Annotated in this window: 15 protein-coding genes and 2 pseudogenes; 5 read left to right on the plus strand and 12 right to left on the minus strand. The window is 52.3% G+C overall.

What is annotated here, in order from left to right:
* The first annotated feature begins 212 nt into the window (after positions 1-212).
* Positions 213-734, plus strand: a complete 522-nt coding sequence (locus H2P46_RS11385) for a type 1 glutamine amidotransferase domain-containing protein (RefSeq protein WP_193405168.1) — start codon at positions 213-215, stop codon at positions 732-734.
* A 35-nt stretch (positions 735-769) separates the two neighbouring features.
* On the opposite strand, the gene H2P46_RS11390 is transcribed toward H2P46_RS11385, so the two are convergent.
* Positions 770-1,204 carry a YhbP family protein gene (locus H2P46_RS11390; protein WP_193405169.1) on the minus strand — a complete coding sequence of 145 codons (435 nt, stop codon included), beginning with the start codon at positions 1,202-1,204 and terminating at the stop codon, positions 770-772.
* Positions 1,205-1,297: 93 nt separating this feature from the next.
* Between H2P46_RS11390 and H2P46_RS11395 the strand changes: the two genes are divergently transcribed.
* Positions 1,298-1,585, plus strand: a complete 288-nt coding sequence (locus H2P46_RS11395) for a GIY-YIG nuclease family protein (RefSeq protein WP_193405170.1) — start codon at positions 1,298-1,300, stop codon at positions 1,583-1,585.
* Here H2P46_RS11395 and H2P46_RS11400 read toward each other — a convergent pair.
* Complete coding sequence (locus H2P46_RS11400) at positions 1,569-2,075, minus strand: GNAT family N-acetyltransferase (protein WP_193405171.1); 507 nt, start codon at positions 2,073-2,075, stop codon at positions 1,569-1,571. The genes H2P46_RS11395 and H2P46_RS11400 overlap by 17 nt on opposite strands.
* Entirely contained in the window at positions 2,069-2,557 is a 489-nt protein-coding gene (gene ubiT, locus H2P46_RS11405; RefSeq protein WP_193405172.1) for a ubiquinone anaerobic biosynthesis accessory factor UbiT, read from the minus strand. Before ubiT ends, H2P46_RS11400 begins: the two co-directional genes overlap by 7 nt.
* A 236-nt stretch (positions 2,558-2,793) precedes the next feature.
* On the opposite strand from ubiT, the pseudogene H2P46_RS11410 reads away from it, so the two are divergent.
* The 3 genes and pseudogenes from H2P46_RS11410 to H2P46_RS11420 all read left to right on the plus strand — a co-directional run.
* Positions 2,794-3,104, plus strand: a pseudogene (locus tag H2P46_RS11410) (peptidase U32 family protein); the annotation flags it as partial.
* Positions 3,041-3,532 (plus strand): annotated as a pseudogene (locus tag H2P46_RS11415) (U32 family peptidase); the annotation flags it as partial. The pseudogenes H2P46_RS11410 and H2P46_RS11415, both read left to right, overlap by 64 nt.
* 113 nt (positions 3,533-3,645) lie before the next feature.
* Positions 3,646-4,653, plus strand: a complete 1,008-nt coding sequence (locus H2P46_RS11420; protein WP_193405173.1) for a luciferase-like monooxygenase — start codon at positions 3,646-3,648, stop codon at positions 4,651-4,653.
* Between the two features lie 440 nt (positions 4,654-5,093).
* Here H2P46_RS11420 and H2P46_RS11425 read toward each other — a convergent pair whose 3' ends face one another.
* The 9 genes from H2P46_RS11425 to nusA all read right to left on the minus strand — a co-directional run bounded on the left by H2P46_RS11425 (position 5,094) and on the right by nusA (position 16,633).
* On the minus strand, positions 5,094-6,992 hold the full coding sequence (locus H2P46_RS11425) for a DEAD/DEAH family ATP-dependent RNA helicase (protein WP_193405174.1): 1,899 nt from the start codon (positions 6,990-6,992) through the stop codon (positions 5,094-5,096).
* Complete coding sequence (gene yrbN / locus H2P46_RS23415; RefSeq protein WP_105592957.1) at positions 6,985-7,065, minus strand: protein YrbN; 81 nt, start codon at positions 7,063-7,065, stop codon at positions 6,985-6,987. The genes H2P46_RS11425 and yrbN overlap by 8 nt, the downstream gene beginning before the upstream one ends.
* Positions 7,066-7,169: 104 nt before the next feature.
* Complete coding sequence (gene nlpI / locus H2P46_RS11435; RefSeq protein WP_193405175.1) at positions 7,170-8,054, minus strand: lipoprotein NlpI; 885 nt, start codon at positions 8,052-8,054, stop codon at positions 7,170-7,172.
* A gap of 129 nt (positions 8,055-8,183) precedes the next feature.
* Positions 8,184-10,316: a polyribonucleotide nucleotidyltransferase gene (gene pnp, locus H2P46_RS11440; RefSeq protein ID WP_193405176.1), complete on the minus strand. Its 2,133-nt coding sequence runs from the start codon at positions 10,314-10,316 to the stop codon at positions 8,184-8,186.
* A 306-nt stretch (positions 10,317-10,622) separates the two neighbouring features.
* Positions 10,623-10,892 (minus strand): 30S ribosomal protein S15, encoded by a 270-nt coding sequence (rpsO, locus tag H2P46_RS11445; RefSeq protein WP_193405177.1) that lies wholly within the window; start codon positions 10,890-10,892, stop codon positions 10,623-10,625.
* Positions 10,893-11,020: 128 nt separating this feature from the next.
* The gene (truB, locus tag H2P46_RS11450) at positions 11,021-11,965 is read right to left on the minus strand and encodes a tRNA pseudouridine(55) synthase TruB (protein ID WP_193405178.1); all 945 of its coding nucleotides are present in this window, start codon (positions 11,963-11,965) and stop codon (positions 11,021-11,023) included.
* Positions 11,965-12,372, minus strand: coding sequence for a 30S ribosome-binding factor RbfA (rbfA, locus tag H2P46_RS11455; protein WP_193405179.1), 408 nt, complete (start codon positions 12,370-12,372; stop codon positions 11,965-11,967). Before rbfA ends, truB begins: the two co-directional genes overlap by 1 nt.
* A gap of 65 nt (positions 12,373-12,437) precedes the next feature.
* Positions 12,438-15,128: a translation initiation factor IF-2 gene (infB, locus tag H2P46_RS11460; protein WP_193405180.1), complete on the minus strand. Its 2,691-nt coding sequence runs from the start codon at positions 15,126-15,128 to the stop codon at positions 12,438-12,440.
* Between the two features lie 17 nt (positions 15,129-15,145).
* Positions 15,146-16,633, minus strand: coding sequence for a transcription termination factor NusA (gene nusA, locus H2P46_RS11465; protein ID WP_193405181.1), 1,488 nt, complete (start codon positions 16,631-16,633; stop codon positions 15,146-15,148).
* Between the last annotated feature and the right edge of the window lie 5 nt (positions 16,634-16,638).

A 16,638-nucleotide genomic window follows, 5' to 3' on the forward strand; every position in this document is an offset into this window, starting at 1 on the left:
ATGCTACTTAAGACTATATCCTAAATACCTTACGTTGCAGGCAGGCGGCCAAACCGGGCGTTTTCCGGGATGGCTTCCGGGCAGCGAGCAAGGACTTTACAGCCAGTAGCAGGACGGATATACGGCTTGGCTTGCGTTTTTATAATGAATGACCAGGCTTATTGAGTATTCAGGATAGCGCCATTCGCGCTTCACGTTGTTCAGGAGGAAAAATGAGCAAGAAAGTTGCGGTTTTAATCACCGATGAATTTGAAGACTCAGAATTTACCTCACCTGCGGATGCTTATAAGCAAGCGGGCTTTGAAGTCATCACTATTGAAAAGCAAGCCGGGAAAACCATTAAAGGCAAAAAAGGCGAAGCGGAAGTGACTATCGATCGTAGCATTGATGATGTCAGCCCAGCGGAATTTGATGCGCTGCTGCTGCCGGGCGGACACTCGCCGGATTCGCTGCGCGGTGACGATCGCTTTGTCAAATTCACCAAAGATTTTGTCGCTAGCGGCAAACCTATTTTTGCTATTTGCCACGGCCCGCAGCTGCTGATCAGCGCCAACGGCGTACGCGGTCGTAAGATGACCTGCGTTAAGGCTATCGCTGTCGATTTGATCAATGCCGGTGCCGACTTCCACGACAAAGAAGTGGTCGTTGATGAGGATAAACTGGTAACCAGCCGTACCCCAGAGGACTTACCGGCGTTCAATCGTGAGTCGCTGCGTATTCTGCAAGCAGCCTGACTCATTTTCCCTTTCCCGCCTGGGAAAGGGAATTTTCATTCCACATCAGAACGTTGCCAGATGATTTTCTTGCCAAACCCCAGGGCGTTATCGGTCATTTTAGCTTCGTCTAAGCGGATCTCCCACAGGGGATCAGAGACGTTGCGCGAGACGGGAAAACGTTTCTGATAAGTCTGGCGCGCCTGAGCTTCCGCTTCCTCACTTAATAATGCAATCCTGCCGCGATATTGCACGCCTTTAATCAGCAATACGGTTTTTGGCTGGCCATTTACCGTGCCTGCAACCCGGGCATTTTTTGTCAGCAGCAGGCCGTGACGCGTATCGGGTTCGGTCATGATCCAGAACGCCATGCGCGCTTCATCGAAAACATAAAAACAGTTGGCGCACCATAATTCATCATCGGCGCTACAGCAGAGAGAAAGAACGTGTTGTTTTTTCAGATAACGAATCAGATGAGCGTGGTCGGACACCGTTAACTCCAGTCAATGCGCCCCGTCGCCAGATAGCGGCCATACGACAAGCGCGCTACACTGCCCGGCAGGCTTTATGTAGAGAAGATGAAGATGAATCAGAGCTGGCAGCTCTATATTGTGCGTACCGCCGCTGGCGCGCTTTATACCGGTATTACCACTGACGTGACGCGTCGCGTGAACCAGCACCAAAGCGGACGCGGTGCACGCGCGCTACGCGGCAAAGGCCCGCTGGATTTAGTCTTTCACTGCGACGCAGGCGATCGCGCCAATGCATCACGACTGGAATATCAGGTTAAACAGCTAACGCGTCAGAAAAAGCTGCTCCTGGTTGCCAGCCAGCCTGTCAGCCTGGATAGCTGGTTCAGTCGAAGCGATTAAACGGCTCTGAATACTCGATACGCCCTTCTGCACCTTCAAAGGCGGTATCTGCCAGCTGATAAACCTGAAAAGCAGCCTCAGCGCCCGGCCAGCGACAATGCAAACCGTGACGCGCCGCGGGTTCAAAACCAAAGCGGTTATAGAACGCCGGCTCGCCCATCACAACCACCGCGCTGTAACCGAACTCGTTAAGCGCATCCAGGCCTTCATAGATCAGCTGTTTAGCGATGCCTTTACCGCGCAGGCTTTCATCAACCGCCAGCGGAGCGAGTCCAACCCAGCCACGCTCTTCACCTTGCAAGGTCACCGGACTAAAAGCAGCATAGCCTAATACCCGCCCTTCATCGTCTGTTGCCACTACGCCAAGCGTCAGTAATCCAGCTTCACGTAGTGCCTGCGTCAATTCCGCTTCGGCAGCGGTTTTAAAGCAGCGTTTAAGTAAGCCATCAATGCCTGCTGCATCAACGCCGATCTCGGTTCGAATTAACATATCGCACCCGCGCGTGCCTGTACGGCTTTCGCGTCCAGTTTCATTCCTGCCTCCACAAAAGCAGCCAGCAGCTGTAATCCCGTGCGTAACGGCATGGACATGGCGTCAAGTTCAATTGCATCCATTACGTGTTTTACCTCCAGCCCCAGTTCTGTGTCGCCCTCAATCGCCAGACGCCGTTGAAAGAACAACATGTCAGGATCTGCTTTATGTGCTGCCAGCAGCAACAAATCATTAGCATTGCCCCGGAACCAGACATCTGCCCTGGCATCCGACAATACCACCAGTTGGCCATTCTGAAGCGTGATGCTCCCTGTCAAATTCATATCACCCATTTCGATCCCCAGAAAGCGCCCTTCCAGGAAGTCTAACTCACCTTCAGCCAAAGAATAACGAAAATGCCAGTTCAGGAGCTGTTGCAGTAACAACTTCTTAACGTTAAACGGGATAAGTGCTACAGGTAAGCTTAAAATTTTAGGCATTTTTTCACGCAAGATATATGCAACCGCTTCAACACAGCTATCGCTCCCTTAAAAAAATTTTACGTATAGTGCCATATCCATCTGCCTGCGCCTCCGCTGAGATCAATAAACTTTCTCAGAAAATATAAAAAACGCAGCGATAAAGAGAATGTTGCGTTTCGCTGCCTTAAATCAATGCGGCCTTAAAAACCTATGTCTAGACTCGACTCTCATCGGTATGTCGAGAGGATTCAGGTATGGAATTACTATGCCCGGCGGCACTCTGCCCGCACTACGAACCGCGGTGGAGAACGGAGCGGATGCCGTCTATGTCGGCCTGAAAGATGGCACCAACGCACGCCATTTTGCCGGTTTGAATTTCACAGATAAAAAGCTGGCAGAAGTCGCACGTTATCTGCATCAGCATCGCCGTAAATTGCATGTGGCAATTAATACTTTTGCGCATCCGGGCGACATGGCGCGCTGGCAGCGGGCTATTGATATGGCGGCACAAAATGGTGCGGATGCGTTGATCCTTGCGGACATCGCCACGCTGGGTTACAGCAGTGTACTGAACGCGGTATTCGGCATCATTTCGAAGTGGAAGTGATGGGCTACGGTCATCTGCCACTGGCACTGTCGGCGCGTTGCTTTACTGCTCGTTCAGAAAATCGAGCTAAAGATGCCTGCGAAACCTGCTGCATTCATTATCCCAATGGGCGGCACGTTAAATCGCAAGAGGGCCAACAGATGTTTATTCTTAACGGGATACAGACGATGAGCGGCTACTGCTACAATCCTGGTAACGACCTGGCGGGTATGCATCATCTGGGAGATATTATACGGTTATCACCTCAAAGTCTGGATACGCTGCAGGAAATTGCACGTTTCCGTGCCAATGAAGAGGGCCAGGCCCCGCTGATGTTAGCGAACGGCAACGACTGCAACGGGTACTGGCGCAGGCTGGCGGGTATGGTTCTGACATCGCCCGAATGAAAGGCACATACAGGCTATATTCCGGCTAACGTTAACAGTTTTAATAGGGGTAAGGATGCATAATACTGGTTGGAGCAGGATTTAACGCTTGCGCCATACACTTTGGAGTACCCATGTCTGAGAAAAAAAACGTCCGCCTTTCCGTTTTGGATCTGGCCCCGATTCCACAAGGCGCCACGCCGCGTGACGCTTTCCATAACTCACTGGCGCTGGCGCGTCAGGCTGAAGCGTTAGGCTATCAGCGCTACTGGCTGGCTGAGCACCATAACATGACCGGCATTGCCAGCGCGGCAACTGCGGTGCTGATTGGTTATCTCGCGGCGAATACTGAAAAACTGCAATTAGGTTCGGGCGGAATTATGCTGCCTAACCACGCGCCGCTAGTCATTGCCGAGCAGTTTGGTACGCTCGCCTCACTTTATCCTGGCCGTATTGATCTGGGCTTAGGCCGCGCGCCTGGCTCAGACCAGCGCACCATGATGGCACTGCGTCGACATCTTTCCAGCGCTCAGGCCGACACCTTCCCGGATGATGTTCAGGAACTTATAAACTGGTTCGATGCAGAAGCAGATGAGCAGCCGCCCGTGCAGCCCGTGCCGGGTTTAGGGATGAAAATTCCGGTGTGGCTGTTGGGATCCAGTCTTTATAGCGCCCAACTGTCTGCAAAAATGGGCTTGCCGTTTGCTTTTGCCTCGCATTTTGCGCCGGACCAGCTGTTCCAGGCTCTGCAACTTTATCGCGAAAACTTCCAGCCCTCTGCACGGCTTGCCAGGCCTTACGCGACGGTATGTATTAATGTCGTTGCCGCTGACAGTGATAAGGATGCGCGCTTCCTGTTTACTTCGCAGCAGCAGCAATTTATCAACCTGCGTCGTGGCAAACCTGGCCCGTTACCTGCGCCCGTACAGAATATGGATAGCCTGTGGTCGCCGTCAGAACAGTACGGCGTGCAGCAGGCGTTGAGCATGTCATTAGTCGGTGATGGCGATAAAATACGCCACGGTTTAGCAGCTCTGCTGCGCGAAACGCAGGCTGATGAGATTATGGTTAATGGTCAGATCCATGACCCGCAAGCACGTTTGCGTTCATTTGCCATTGCAATGGACGCCGCCCGCGCGTAGTAATCCAGGCTGCGGTGGGACGGCTTATCGTTCTGTGCCCCCTCACCGCCAGTTGTTAAAGCGTTGCGCTTACCTGTCGGCTTATGAATGGCAGAACGGCGATGCACGTTGTTACGCCCAATAATCTGTCCGCTTCGTCATCATAAATATCCTTCATTTAATGACGGCTGGTTTTTGCACCATGCCGTTAGCAAATTCTGCTGCGTCGAAACGAGCAGTAAGAAAAGCTTACTGGTTTGCAGAAACAAAGACTCAGGATGAGTTTGGCAGTCACGGAGAGGCGCGAAGGTAGGGATAGATGAGGAATGTGAGTAGCCAGCGTTTACCTGGCCTGAAATAAAAACGCCTGATGCAATGCATCAGGCGTTTTAGCGTACAGAAAACAGTAACCTGCGCTAAGGCTGGTCATCACTTAGCGGGCATTGCTGCCCCGCTCAGTTTTATGCATCACGACGGCGTGGTGCAGCGCCATCTTCACGACGAGGGCCACGACCGCCTTCGCGGTTGAAGCTACGTCCAGCGCCTTCACGGCCGCCAGAGCGCTCAGAAGAGAAACGACGACCGCCTTCACGACCTGCACCGCCACCACGACGCTCGCCACCGAAGTCACGACCACCTGAACGACGCTCACCGCCACGTCCTTCGTGCGGCTGTGCGTCACCCAGCAGTTGCATTTTCATCGGCTTATTCAGAATACGCGTGCGAGTAAAGTGTTGCAGTACTTCGCCCGGCATGCCTTTTGGCAGCTCGATAGTTGAGTGCGTACCGAACAGTTTGATGTTACCAATGTAACGGCTGCTGATGTCGCCTTCGTTAGCAATCGCGCCAACAATGTGACGAACTTCAACCCCATCATCACGGCCAACTTCAATGCGGTACAGCTGCATTTCGCCAACATCACGACGCTCGCGACGAGGACGATCGCCATCACGGCTGTCGCGTGAACCACGAGATTCGCGGCCGTCACGACGACCATCACGGTCATCACGATCACGGAACTCACGGCGCTGTGGACGCGGTGCATCCGGTGGCAGGATCAGCGGACGTTCGCCTTGCGCCATTTTCAGCAGCGTAGCAGCCAGCGTTTCCATATCCAGCTCTTCTTCCGGCTGTAACTTAGCCAGCAGCGCACGATACATATCCAGATCGCTGCTTTCCAGCTGCTGCTGAACTTTAGCCGCAAACTTAGCCAGACGACGCTGACCCAACAGCTCTGCATTTGGCAGCTCAACTTCCGGGATAGTCAGCTTCATGGTGCGTTCGATGTTGCGCAACAGGCGGCGCTCGCGGTTCTCAACGAACAACAGCGCACGGCCAGCACGGCCAGCACGACCGGTACGACCAATACGGTGAACGTATGATTCTGCGTCCATCGGGATGTCATAGTTAACAACCAGGCTGATACGCTCAACGTCCAGACCACGAGCAGCAACATCGGTGGCAATCAGAATATCCAGACGACCATCTTTCAGGCGCTCCAGTGTCTGCTCACGCAGGGCCTGATTCATGTCACCATTCAGTGCAGCACTGTTATAACCGCTACGCTCCAGCGCTTCGGCCACTTCCAGAGTTGCGTTTTTAGTACGTACGAAGATGATAGCGGCATCAAAATCTTCAGACTCAAGGAAGCGAACCAGCGCGTCAGTTTTGCGACCGTAAGCGGTCCAGTAAGACTGGCTGATGTCCGGGCGCGTAGTCAGGCTTGACTGGATACGCACTTCCTGCGGATCTTTCATGAAGCGTTTAGTGATACGACGGATCGCTTCCGGCATGGTGGCAGAGAACAGAGCGGTCTGATGACCTTCTGGAATCTGCGCCATGATAGTTTCAACGTCCTCGATGAAGCCCATACGCAGCATTTCATCAGCTTCGTCCAGCACCAGACCACGCAGATTAGACAGATCTAACGTACCGCGTTTCAAATGGTCTAGCAGACGGCCAGGCGTACCCACAACAACTTGTGGCCCCTGGCGCAGGGCGCGCAGCTGTACGTCGTAACGTTGGCCGCCGTAAAGGGCCACAACGTTCAGGCCGCGCATATGTTTAGAGAATTCAGTTACAGCTTCAGCAACCTGAACCGCCAATTCGCGGGTGGGTGCCAGCACCAGAATTTGTGGTGCTTTGACGGTTGGAGCAATGTTGTTTAACAGCGGCAGTGAGAAGGCCGCAGTTTTACCACTCCCGGTCTGCGCCATACCCAACACATCACGGCCAGCCAGCAGGTGAGGAATACACTCAGCCTGGATTGGAGAGGGTTTAACGTAACCCATACCGTTCAGTGATTCGAGAATGTCGGCGTTCAGGCCAAGGTCAGCAAAAGTGGTTTGAATATCAGTCATGTAGTACACGTGCCTCGTAGATTTCGGCGGCCAGTCTACATAACTCGTCGTGAAAACTTTCAGTCATTTTCATCAAAAAGTGTGAACCGGCTCAAATTAAAAGTTTTGACGAACAAAAAAGCCTTCACCCTTGAAGATGATGACTTTACAGGTATTCAGGCAATAAAAGTTCGTCAGCTATTGCTGGTCAGATTCTGATAAATCGTCTTGTGCCTGGCCGAGTTGCGCCAGTTCCAACAATGCGTATCGGTGTTCAACAAAGTTGTTTACGTTGTTGGCCACCGCCAGTTTGAACAACGCTTTCGCGTCGTCCTTCTCCCCCAGACTTAGGTAATACTTACCTAAATAGAAGTTGGTTTCACTGAGATGTTCAGCGAGCGAGGTGTTATCCGTTGCGTCCGCCTTGAGACGTTCCATCAGCCTTTTTTCGCTGATGTCGCCAAGGTAGAACTCGACAATATTCCATCCCCATCGATCTCGAACCGCTTTGTCATAACGCTGTTGCAACGTTACTTTTGCTTTGTCGACATCTGTCTCACGTTCAACGAGATAGAGCCACAAGCTGCGGAAAGGATCGTTAGGATCGTCTTGATAAAACGCCAGCAGATCATCTTGCGCTAACTTGTATCGACCGCCGTAATAGAGGGCGATACCACGATTTAAATGCGCATAGTTGTAAGTTGGATCAAGCTCAAGTACAGAATCAAACGCTTCATAGGCGGCATCAAAATTGCCCGCCTGCGTTAAATATATGCCGAGGTAATTAAAAACTTCCGGCATATCAGGTCTAATAGACAACGCTTGCGAGAAATCGTTCCGCGCTAATACCCGTAGACCTAGACTATCATACAACACTCCGCGCTCATATAAAAGCTGTGCGCGTTCATCATCGGTGAGGGCGCGACTGGCAAGTATTTGTTCCATACGCGCCAGAATCACTTCCTGTTGCAGTGTGGGCTGTAGAGGTACTGCAAGAACTTCGTTCTTACGCCAATTGGAGTTGCTGCATCCTGCCAGCGTCAAAGCTGTCGCAACAAAACACCAGCGCAAAAAAGGCTTCATTTCCCACTCCCGAATACAAACATTGGGATAACCGTCCTGTCATCCGCCTGCTGTGCACAAGGATTCCCGCCCTCGCGATAACACAAACGCCTCTCCCCGCCAGGCAAGGAGAGGCAAATCAGGAACGTATTACTCAGCGTCAGGTGTGCTCGCTGCGGCTTCTTCAACCTGCGGCGCGGCTTCTGTCGCTTCTTTAATGCTCAGACGTACGCGGCCCTGACGATCAACTTCCATCACCTTGACCGGTACTTCCTGACCCATCTGCAGATAGTCAGTGACTTTCTCAACACGCTTATCAGCGATCTGCGAAATATGCACCAGGCCTTCTTTACCGCCACCGATCGCAACAAAAGCACCGAAATCAACAATGCGCGTCACTTTACCATTGTAAATGCGGCCCACTTCGATTTCAGCTGTAATTTCTTCGATGCGGCGAATAGCTTCTTTCGCTTTCAGACCATCGTTGGCCGCAATTTTCACGGTACCGTCATCTTCGATTTCAATGGTCGTACCGGTTTCTTCAGTCAGCGCACGAATCACTGAGCCGCCTTTACCGATAACATCCTTGATCTTGTCTGAATTGATTTTGATGGTGTAGATGCGTGGTGCAAATTCAGAAATCTCGGTACGCGGTGTGCTGATCGCCTGTTCCATAACGCCCAGGATATGCAGACGTGCACCCTTAGCCTGGTTCAGCGCTACCTGCATGATTTCACGGGTGATGCCTTCGATTTTGATATCCATCTGCAGCGCAGTTACGCCATCACGGCTACCCGCGACTTTGAAGTCCATGTCGCCAAGGTGATCTTCATCGCCCAGGATGTCAGACAGAACAACAAACTTCTCGCCCTCTTTCACCAGGCCCATTGCGATACCTGCAACAGCGGCTTTAATCGGCACGCCTGCATCCATCAATGCCAGTGAAGCACCACAGACCGAAGCCATGGACGATGAGCCGTTTGATTCGGTGATTTCTGACACTACGCGCACTGTGTAAGGAAAATCTTCCGCTTTTGGCATAACGGCCAACACACCACGCTTCGCCAGACGACCGTGACCAATTTCACGACGCTTCGGCGAACCAACCATACCGGTTTCGCCAACGGAGTAAGGAGGAAAGTTATAGTGGAACAGGAAGCTGTCGGTACGTTCACCCATCAGCTCATCCAGATTCTGCGCATCACGCGTAGTCCCTAGCGTCGCGGTAACCAGCGCCTGCGTTTCGCCACGGGTAAACAGTGAAGAGCCATGAGTACGGGGTAGCACGCCAGTACGAATGTCCAGACCACGGATCATATCTTTTTCGCGGCCATCAATACGCAGCTCACCATTCAGAATACGGGTACGTACCACGTTCTTCTCAATAGCGTGCAGCAGATCGCTGATTTCACCTTCATCCAGCGTTTCGTCTTCCGCCAGCAGAGCAGCAGTAGTTTCGCTTTTGATCAGGTTGATCTGCTCGTAGCGCTGCTGTTTTTCTGTGATGCGGTAAGCATCACTCAGGCGCGTTTCAGCCAACGCAGCGATGCGTGTATTGAGTGCATCGTTGGTCGCTTCTGGTTGCCAGTCCCAACGTGGTTTGCCCGCTTCGGCAACCAGCGCATTAATATTTTCGATAACAATTTGCTGCTGATCGTGGCCGAAAACGACCGCGCCCAGCATTTGTTCTTCACTGAGCACGTCAGCTTCAGACTCAACCATCAGTACCGCATTCTGCGTACCGGCAACAACCAGATCCAGACGAGATTGTTTGAGCTCATCCGCAGTTGGGTTCAGTACGTATTGGTCGTTGATGTAACCGACGCGCGCAGAACCGATTGGGCCGTTGAATGGGATACCAGACAGAGACAGCGCAGCAGAAGCACCAATCATCGCAACGATGTCTGGATGAACCTGCGGGTTTACCGAAACGACGGTAGCGATAACCTGAACTTCGTTAACAAAACCTTCCGGGAACAACGGGCGAACCGGGCGGTCAATCAGACGCGCAATCAGCGTTTCGCCTTCGCTTGGACGGCCTTCACGACGGAAGAAGCTTCCAGGAATACGACCAGCAGCATAGGTACGTTCTTGATAGTTTACAGTCAGTGGGAAGAAATCCTGACCTGGCTTAGCTTTTTTCTGGCCAACAACGGTAACGAATACTGCCGTATCATCCATGCTCACCATAACGGCTGCAGTGGCCTGGCGTGCCATCATGCCGGTTTCCAGCGTGACGGTATGCTGACCATATTGGAATTTGCGTACGATCGGGTTCAGCAAAATTAACATCCTTAACTTCGGGGCAGAGCTATCTTTAGCCTGCCATTGATTACCGATCTTCTGTTGCATCCTCGCGACTAATGACAACCCTTAACCGCCCCTGCGGTAAAGCCTCTCATTAGCCGCGCGAACCTCTGCAATCGAAGATCACTCTAAGCAACAATACATGAGTTTGGTCTGGATTGCTGCCGATTGCTCGAAAAAAGGGGCCATAAAGGCCCCCTTTTCGCGAAACTTGCACAAATCTGATCGTAGACGATTTTTTGCAAACTGTCTGCGTAATGTCCTTGATCAGATCCTTCAGACTTAGCGACGCAGACCGAGGCTTTCGATCAGGCTGCTGTAGCGTGCAACGTCTTTACGCTTCAGGTAATCCAGCAGCTTACGACGCTGAGATACCATACGCAGCAGACCGCGGCGGCTGTGGTGGTCTTTTTTGTGCTCAGAGAAGTGGCCCTGCAGATGGTTGATCTGCGCGGTCAACAGTGCAACCTGAACTTCGGTTGAACCGCTGTCGTTAGCGCCACGACCATATTTAGCAACGATCTCTGCTTTAGTTTCTACGCTTAGAGACATAATAAACTCCAGTTAAATGAATGTATGGGTGCCGATCTCTAATTCAGCATCCCGCTTTAAAGCTGCGCCATTCTACTCTTCGCCCGATGGCAACGCAAATCTCCCGTCAGGCGAAAACAGCGCATGGCTCAATCCTGGTACTCAACCACCAGACGACGTGGCGCCACACGCCCATCATCAGCGATTTCGGCCATGCCAATGAACTTGCGTTCATCCCCTTCCGTAACGCGTACTAATCCTTCCGGGGGCGTATTGCTGGCCTGTACCGGCTGCCCTTGTCTGAAGTAGGCTGCAACCGTCGAAGGCAGATTAACTTCCGGAAAAGCAGAGGCCGGGCTATCCATTGGCAACAACAGCGGATCAAGTTGCTCAGCAAGCGGAATTCCTGCTTCAGTGGCGGCGTTAAGCAGCGCATTAAGCTGCTCCAGCGTTACCATTTTTTCAAAGGGATACCGCGCAACCTGCACGCGGCGCAACATAATGACGTGGGCACCGCAGCCGAGCTTCTCGCCCAGATCATCGATAATGGTGCGAATATACGTCCCTTTGGAACAATGGATTTCCAGCTCCAGCTCATCATCGTGCCAGCGAATAAATTGCAATTCGTAGACGGTGATGGAGCGCGCATCACGCGCTATTTCAATGCCCTGACGCGCATATTCGTAGAGCGGCCGTCCCTGATACTTCAATGCTGAGAACATTGATGGAATCTGTTGCGTCTCGCCACGGAAGCTATCCAGCGCAGCATCCAGTTCAGCCTGAGTAAAAGTGACCGGGCGCGTTTGCACCACGTTGCCGTCGGCATCCGACGTATCAGTACGCTCGCCAAGACGGGCGATAACGCGATAGCGCTTATCGGAATCTAACAAATACTGGGAAAACTTGGTCGCTTCTCCCAGGCAAATCGGCAGCATGCCGGTTGCCAGCGGATCAAGCGCGCCAGTATGGCCTGCCCGGTTCGCGTTAAAAATACGCTTCACCTTTTGCAGGACATCATTGGAAGAGGCACCTTGCGGCTTATCCAACAGCAGAACGCCATGGACATCACGGCCGCGTCGACGGGGACGACTCATTACGCTTCCTCGTCCTCATCCTTTGCATCTGTTCCACGACGTTCAGCATCGTTTTTCACGACGCTACTCACGAGATTAGACATACGCATCCCTTCTATCAGTGAGTTGTCGTAGAAAAAGGTCAGTTCAGGCACGATGCGCAGGCGCATCGCTTTGCCCAGCAGAATGCGAATATAGCCAGACGCTTCTTTCAGTGCTTTCAGGCCGTTTTTCACCGCTTCTTCATCTTTGTCGTTGAGGAAGGTGACAAACACTTTGGCATAAGCGAGATCGCGTGAGACCTCAACGCCGGAGACGGTAACCATCATGCCCAGACGTGGATCTTTAATTTCGCGCTGCAGAATCATCGCTATCTCTTTTTGCAGCTCTTGTGATACGCGCTGCGGGCGACCAAATTCTTTCGCCATAATCATTTCTCCAAAATAATTCGGGAGGCCAGCGGCCTCCCAAATTGCATCACATCAGCGGATATTTATGCGATGGTGCGTTTAACTTCAATCACTTCAAAGACTTCAATCATGTCGCCAGTACGGACGTCGTTATAGTTCTTAACGCCGATACCACACTCCATGCCGTTACGAACTTCATTAACGTCATCTTTAAAGCGACGCAGTGATTCCAGTTCACCTTCATAAATCACCACGTTGTCACGCAGAACGCGAATTGGATTGTGACGTTTGATATTACCTTCCGTCACCATACAACCTGCGATAGCGCCAAATTTCGGTGATTTGAACACATCACGGACTTCAGCCAGACCAATAATTTGCTGTTTATACTCCGGTGCCAACATGCCGCTCATGGCTGCTTTCACTTCATCGATCAGGTTATAGATGACCGAGTAGTAGCGCAGGTCCACGCTTTCCGCGTCAATGACGCGACGCGCTGATGCATCGGCACGCACGTTAAAGCCCAGGATAATGGCGTTCGAAGCTGCTGCCAGGGTGGCGTCGGTTTCTGTAATACCGCCTACGCCAGAGCCAACAATCTTCACTTTCACTTCGTCGGTAGAAAGTTTTAGCAAGGAGTCGGAGATAGCTTCCACAGAACCCTGTACGTCAGCTTTCAGCACGATGTTCAACTCGGACACTTCGCCTTCAGTCATGTTGGCGAACATATTCTCCAGCTTCGACTTCTGCTGGCGCGCCAGTTTCACTTCGCGGAATTTACCCTGACGATACAGCGCAACTTCACGTGCTTTTTTCTCGTCACGCACTACGGTCGCTTCATCACCCGCAGCCGGAACGCCAGACAGGCCCAGAATTTCAACCGGGATAGAAGGACCTGCTTCCGCCACTTCACGACCCAGTTCGTCACGCATCGCACGAACGCGGCCATATTCGAAGCCGCACAGTACGATGTCGCCTTTGTTCAGCGTACCTTCACGTACCAGCACGGTCGCAACCGGACCACGACCTTTGTCGAGGAACGATTCGATAACGACACCGCTCGCCATACCTTCACGAATAGCTGTTAATTCGAGAACTTCCGCTTGCAGCAGAATGGCATTAAGCAGGTCATCAATACCGGTTCCGGCTTTTGCAGAAACGTTGACGAACATGTTTTCGCCGCCCCACTCTTCCGGGATGATACCGTACTGTGTCAGCTCATTCTTAACACGGTCTGGATCGGCTTCTGGCTTATCAATCTTGTTCACAGCCACCACAACCGGCACTTTCGCCGCTTTGGCATGCTGGATTGCTTCAATGGTCTGTGGCATGACGCCATCATCCGCTGCAACAACCAGGATAACGATGTCCGTTGCCTGAGCACCACGCGCACGCATCGCGGTAAACGCGGCGTGGCCAGGGGTGTCAAGGAACGTCACCATGCCATTGTCAGTTTCGACATGATAAGCACCGATATGCTGAGTAATGCCGCCCGCTTCGCCAGAGGCGATTTTGGTGGAGCGAATGTAATCCAGCAATGAAGTTTTACCGTGGTCAACGTGGCCCATGATAGTCACAACGGGTGCACGAGACTCCTGCGCCGCATCGGTATCACGATCGCCCATTACCGCTTCTTCCAACTCGTTTTCACGACGAAGGGTAACTTTATGGCCCATTTCTTCAGCAACCAGCTGAGCGGTTTCCTGATCGATAACCTGGTTGATAGTCGCCATGGCGCCCATCTTCATCATTGCTTTAATGACCAGTGAACCTTTCACCGCCATCTTGTTAGCCAGCTCGGCTACGGTGATGGTTTCACCGATGATGACATCGCGGTTAACGGCCTGAGCGGGTTTGTTGAAGCTCTGCTGTAACGCGCTTGGCTTACGATGTTTGCCACCTTTACCGCCACGAATAGCGGCACGCGCTTCTTCACGGTCAGTTTTGGCTTCTGAATGCTTGTTGCCTTTTTTCGCCGGACGTGCTGCTTTGGTGCTGCGAGTACGCGCACGACCTGCTTCGACCTGACGATCGTTCTCGTCTTCTGCCTGGCGTGCGTGCGTAGAAGTCGTGACGTGATAATCGCCTTTATCTTCTTCTTCCGGTTTTTCCCATTCAGCCGCTTTTTCTTCGGCCAGACGGCGGGCTTCTTCAGCTGCGAGACGCGCCGCTTCTTCGAGCTTGCGGCGAGCTTCTTCTTCAGCCTTACGCTTCAGTTCGGCAGCTTCTGCTTCGCGACGGGCTTTGTCAGACTGCGCAGCCCTGGTCGCGTGATCGGTAGGTTGATTTGTCACTTTCTCGTTTTCCGCTGCTGCACGTTTGGCCTTGTCAGCGGCTTCGCGCCTGGCTTTTTCTTCGGCTTCACGTTGCGCTTTTTGTTCAGCTTCGCGACGGGCTTTCTCTTCAGCCTCGCGTTGCGCCTGCTCTTCCGCTACACGCTGCGCCTCAGCTTCTGCTTCAGCCTGAGCTTGCTCAGATTCTGCATCGCCTTTCACGTATGTGCGCTTTTTGCGGACTTCAATTTGCACCGACTTACTTTTACCCCCGGTGCCTGGAATATTCAAGGTGCTACGCGTTTTGCGCTGCAACGTCAGCTTGCCTGAACCGGCCTGACCATGCTCACGATTCAGGTGAGACAGTAAGGTTTCTTTCTCGTGCTGGGACACTGCGTCGTTTTCAGACTTAGGGATCCCCGCATCAGCAAATTGCTGTACCAGGCGATCGACCGGAGTCTGAATTTCTGCGGCCAGCGATTTTACGGTTACATCTGTCATGCTGTTCCTTCCTGTTATTACGCGTCATCGCCGAACCAGCAGATATTTCGAGCGGCCATAATTAGCGCGCCGGCTTGCTCATCAGTCAAACCTTCAATATCCGTCAGATCGTCAACACCTTGCTCAGCGAGATCTTCCAGCGTGCAAACGCCTTTTGCTGCCAGGCGATAAGCCAGCGCACGATCCAGGCCTTCAAGATTCAGAAGATCCTCAGCGGGCTCCTGATTACCAAGGCTCTCTTCTTTCGCTAATGCCAGGGTGGTTAACGCATTTTTTGCTCGTTCACGCAGGGCTTCTATAGTCTCTTCGTCGAGACCGTCGATTTCCAACAACTCGTCGATTGGCACATAAGCCAACTCTTCCAGCGAGGAGAAGCCTTCTTCTACCAATACGGTGGCGAAGTCTTCATCGATGTCGAGATGTTTAGTGAACATATCGATGGCGGCATGCGCTTCAGCTTGATGCTTAGCTTGCAGATCATCGACAGTCATCACGTTCAGTTCCCAACCACTTAACTGGGAAGCCAGACGCACGTTTTGGCCGTTACGACCGATCGCCTGAGCCAGATTGCCAGCTTCAACAGCGATATCCATGGTGTGATTATCTTCATCCACCACGATTGATGCCACATCAGCCGGAGCCATGGCGTTAATAACAAACTGTGCCGGGTTGTCGTCCCACAGAACAATATCAATGCGCTCGCCACCCAGTTCGCTGGAAACAGCCTGGACACGCGCGCCGCGCATGCCTACACAGGCACCCACTGGATCGATACGTTTGTCATTCGTTTTTACCGCGATCTTGGCACGCGAGCCCGGATCACGAGCTGCGGCTTTAATTTCGATCACTTCTTCGCCAATTTCAGGTACTTCAATGCGGAACAGTTCGATCAACATCTCTGGTTTAGAGCGGGTCACAAACAGCTGCGCGCCACGCGCTTCTGGGCGCACTGAATACAGCACGCCGCGAATGCGGTCGCCTGGGCGGAAGTTTTCGCGCGGCAACATGTCTTCACGCAGAATAACCGCTTCGGCATTGTTACCTAAATCCAGCGAAATATTGTCGCGGTTAACTTTTTTCACCACGCCAGTAATAATTTCACCTTCCTGCTCGCGGAACTGATCAACCACCATTGCGCGTTCAGCTTCGCGTACTTTTTGTACGATAACCTGTTTCGCGGTTTGAGTAGTGATGCGGTCGAAGGTCACCGATTCAATCTGATCTTCAACATATTCGCCCAGATTGAATGCTTCATCTTCGAAGCGGGCCGCATCCAGCGTGATCTCGCGGGTCGGTTGTGTAACCTCTTCTACGATCTCCCAACGGCGGAACGTATCGAAATCGCCGCTTCTGCGATCAATGCTTACGCGTACGTCAATTTCTTGCTCGTACTTTTTCTTGGTCGCAGTAGCCAGCGCGCTCTCCAGCGCTTCGAAGATTTTCTCACGCGGCAGGGCTTTTTCGTTAGAAACGGCTTCTACAACAGCTAAGATCTCTTTATTCATCCTGG

The sequence above is a fragment of the Mixta mediterraneensis genome (assembly GCF_014946725.1).
Classification (GTDB): Bacteria; Pseudomonadota; Gammaproteobacteria; order Enterobacterales; family Enterobacteriaceae; genus Pantoea; species Pantoea mediterraneensis.

Coding starts and splice junctions, on each gene's coding strand:
- H2P46_RS11385 (WP_193405168.1), top strand. CDS start 213: ATGAGCAAGAAAGTTGCGGTTTTAATCACCGATGAATTTGAAGACTCA.
- H2P46_RS11395 (WP_193405170.1), top strand. CDS start 1,298: ATGAATCAGAGCTGGCAGCTCTATATTGTGCGTACCGCCGCTGGCGCG.
- H2P46_RS11400 (WP_193405171.1), bottom strand. CDS start 2,075: ATGTTAATTCGAACCGAGATCGGCGTTGATGCAGCAGGCATTGATGGC.
- ubiT (WP_193405172.1), bottom strand. CDS start 2,557: ATGCCTAAAATTTTAAGCTTACCTGTAGCACTTATCCCGTTTAACGTT.
- H2P46_RS11420 (WP_193405173.1), top strand. CDS start 3,646: ATGTCTGAGAAAAAAAACGTCCGCCTTTCCGTTTTGGATCTGGCCCCG.
- H2P46_RS11425 (WP_193405174.1), bottom strand. CDS start 6,992: ATGACTGATATTCAAACCACTTTTGCTGACCTTGGCCTGAACGCCGAC.
- yrbN (WP_105592957.1), bottom strand. CDS start 7,065: ATGAAAATGACTGAAAGTTTTCACGACGAGTTATGTAGACTGGCCGCC.
- nlpI (WP_193405175.1), bottom strand. CDS start 8,054: ATGAAGCCTTTTTTGCGCTGGTGTTTTGTTGCGACAGCTTTGACGCTG.
- rpsO (WP_193405177.1), bottom strand. CDS start 10,892: ATGTCTCTAAGCGTAGAAACTAAAGCAGAGATCGTTGCTAAATATGGT.
- truB (WP_193405178.1), bottom strand. CDS start 11,965: ATGAGTCGTCCCCGTCGACGCGGCCGTGATGTCCATGGCGTTCTGCTG.
- rbfA (WP_193405179.1), bottom strand. CDS start 12,372: ATGGCGAAAGAATTTGGTCGCCCGCAGCGCGTATCACAAGAGCTGCAA.
- infB (WP_193405180.1), bottom strand. CDS start 15,128: ATGACAGATGTAACCGTAAAATCGCTGGCCGCAGAAATTCAGACTCCG.
- nusA (WP_193405181.1), bottom strand. CDS start 16,633: ATGAATAAAGAGATCTTAGCTGTTGTAGAAGCCGTTTCTAACGAAAAA.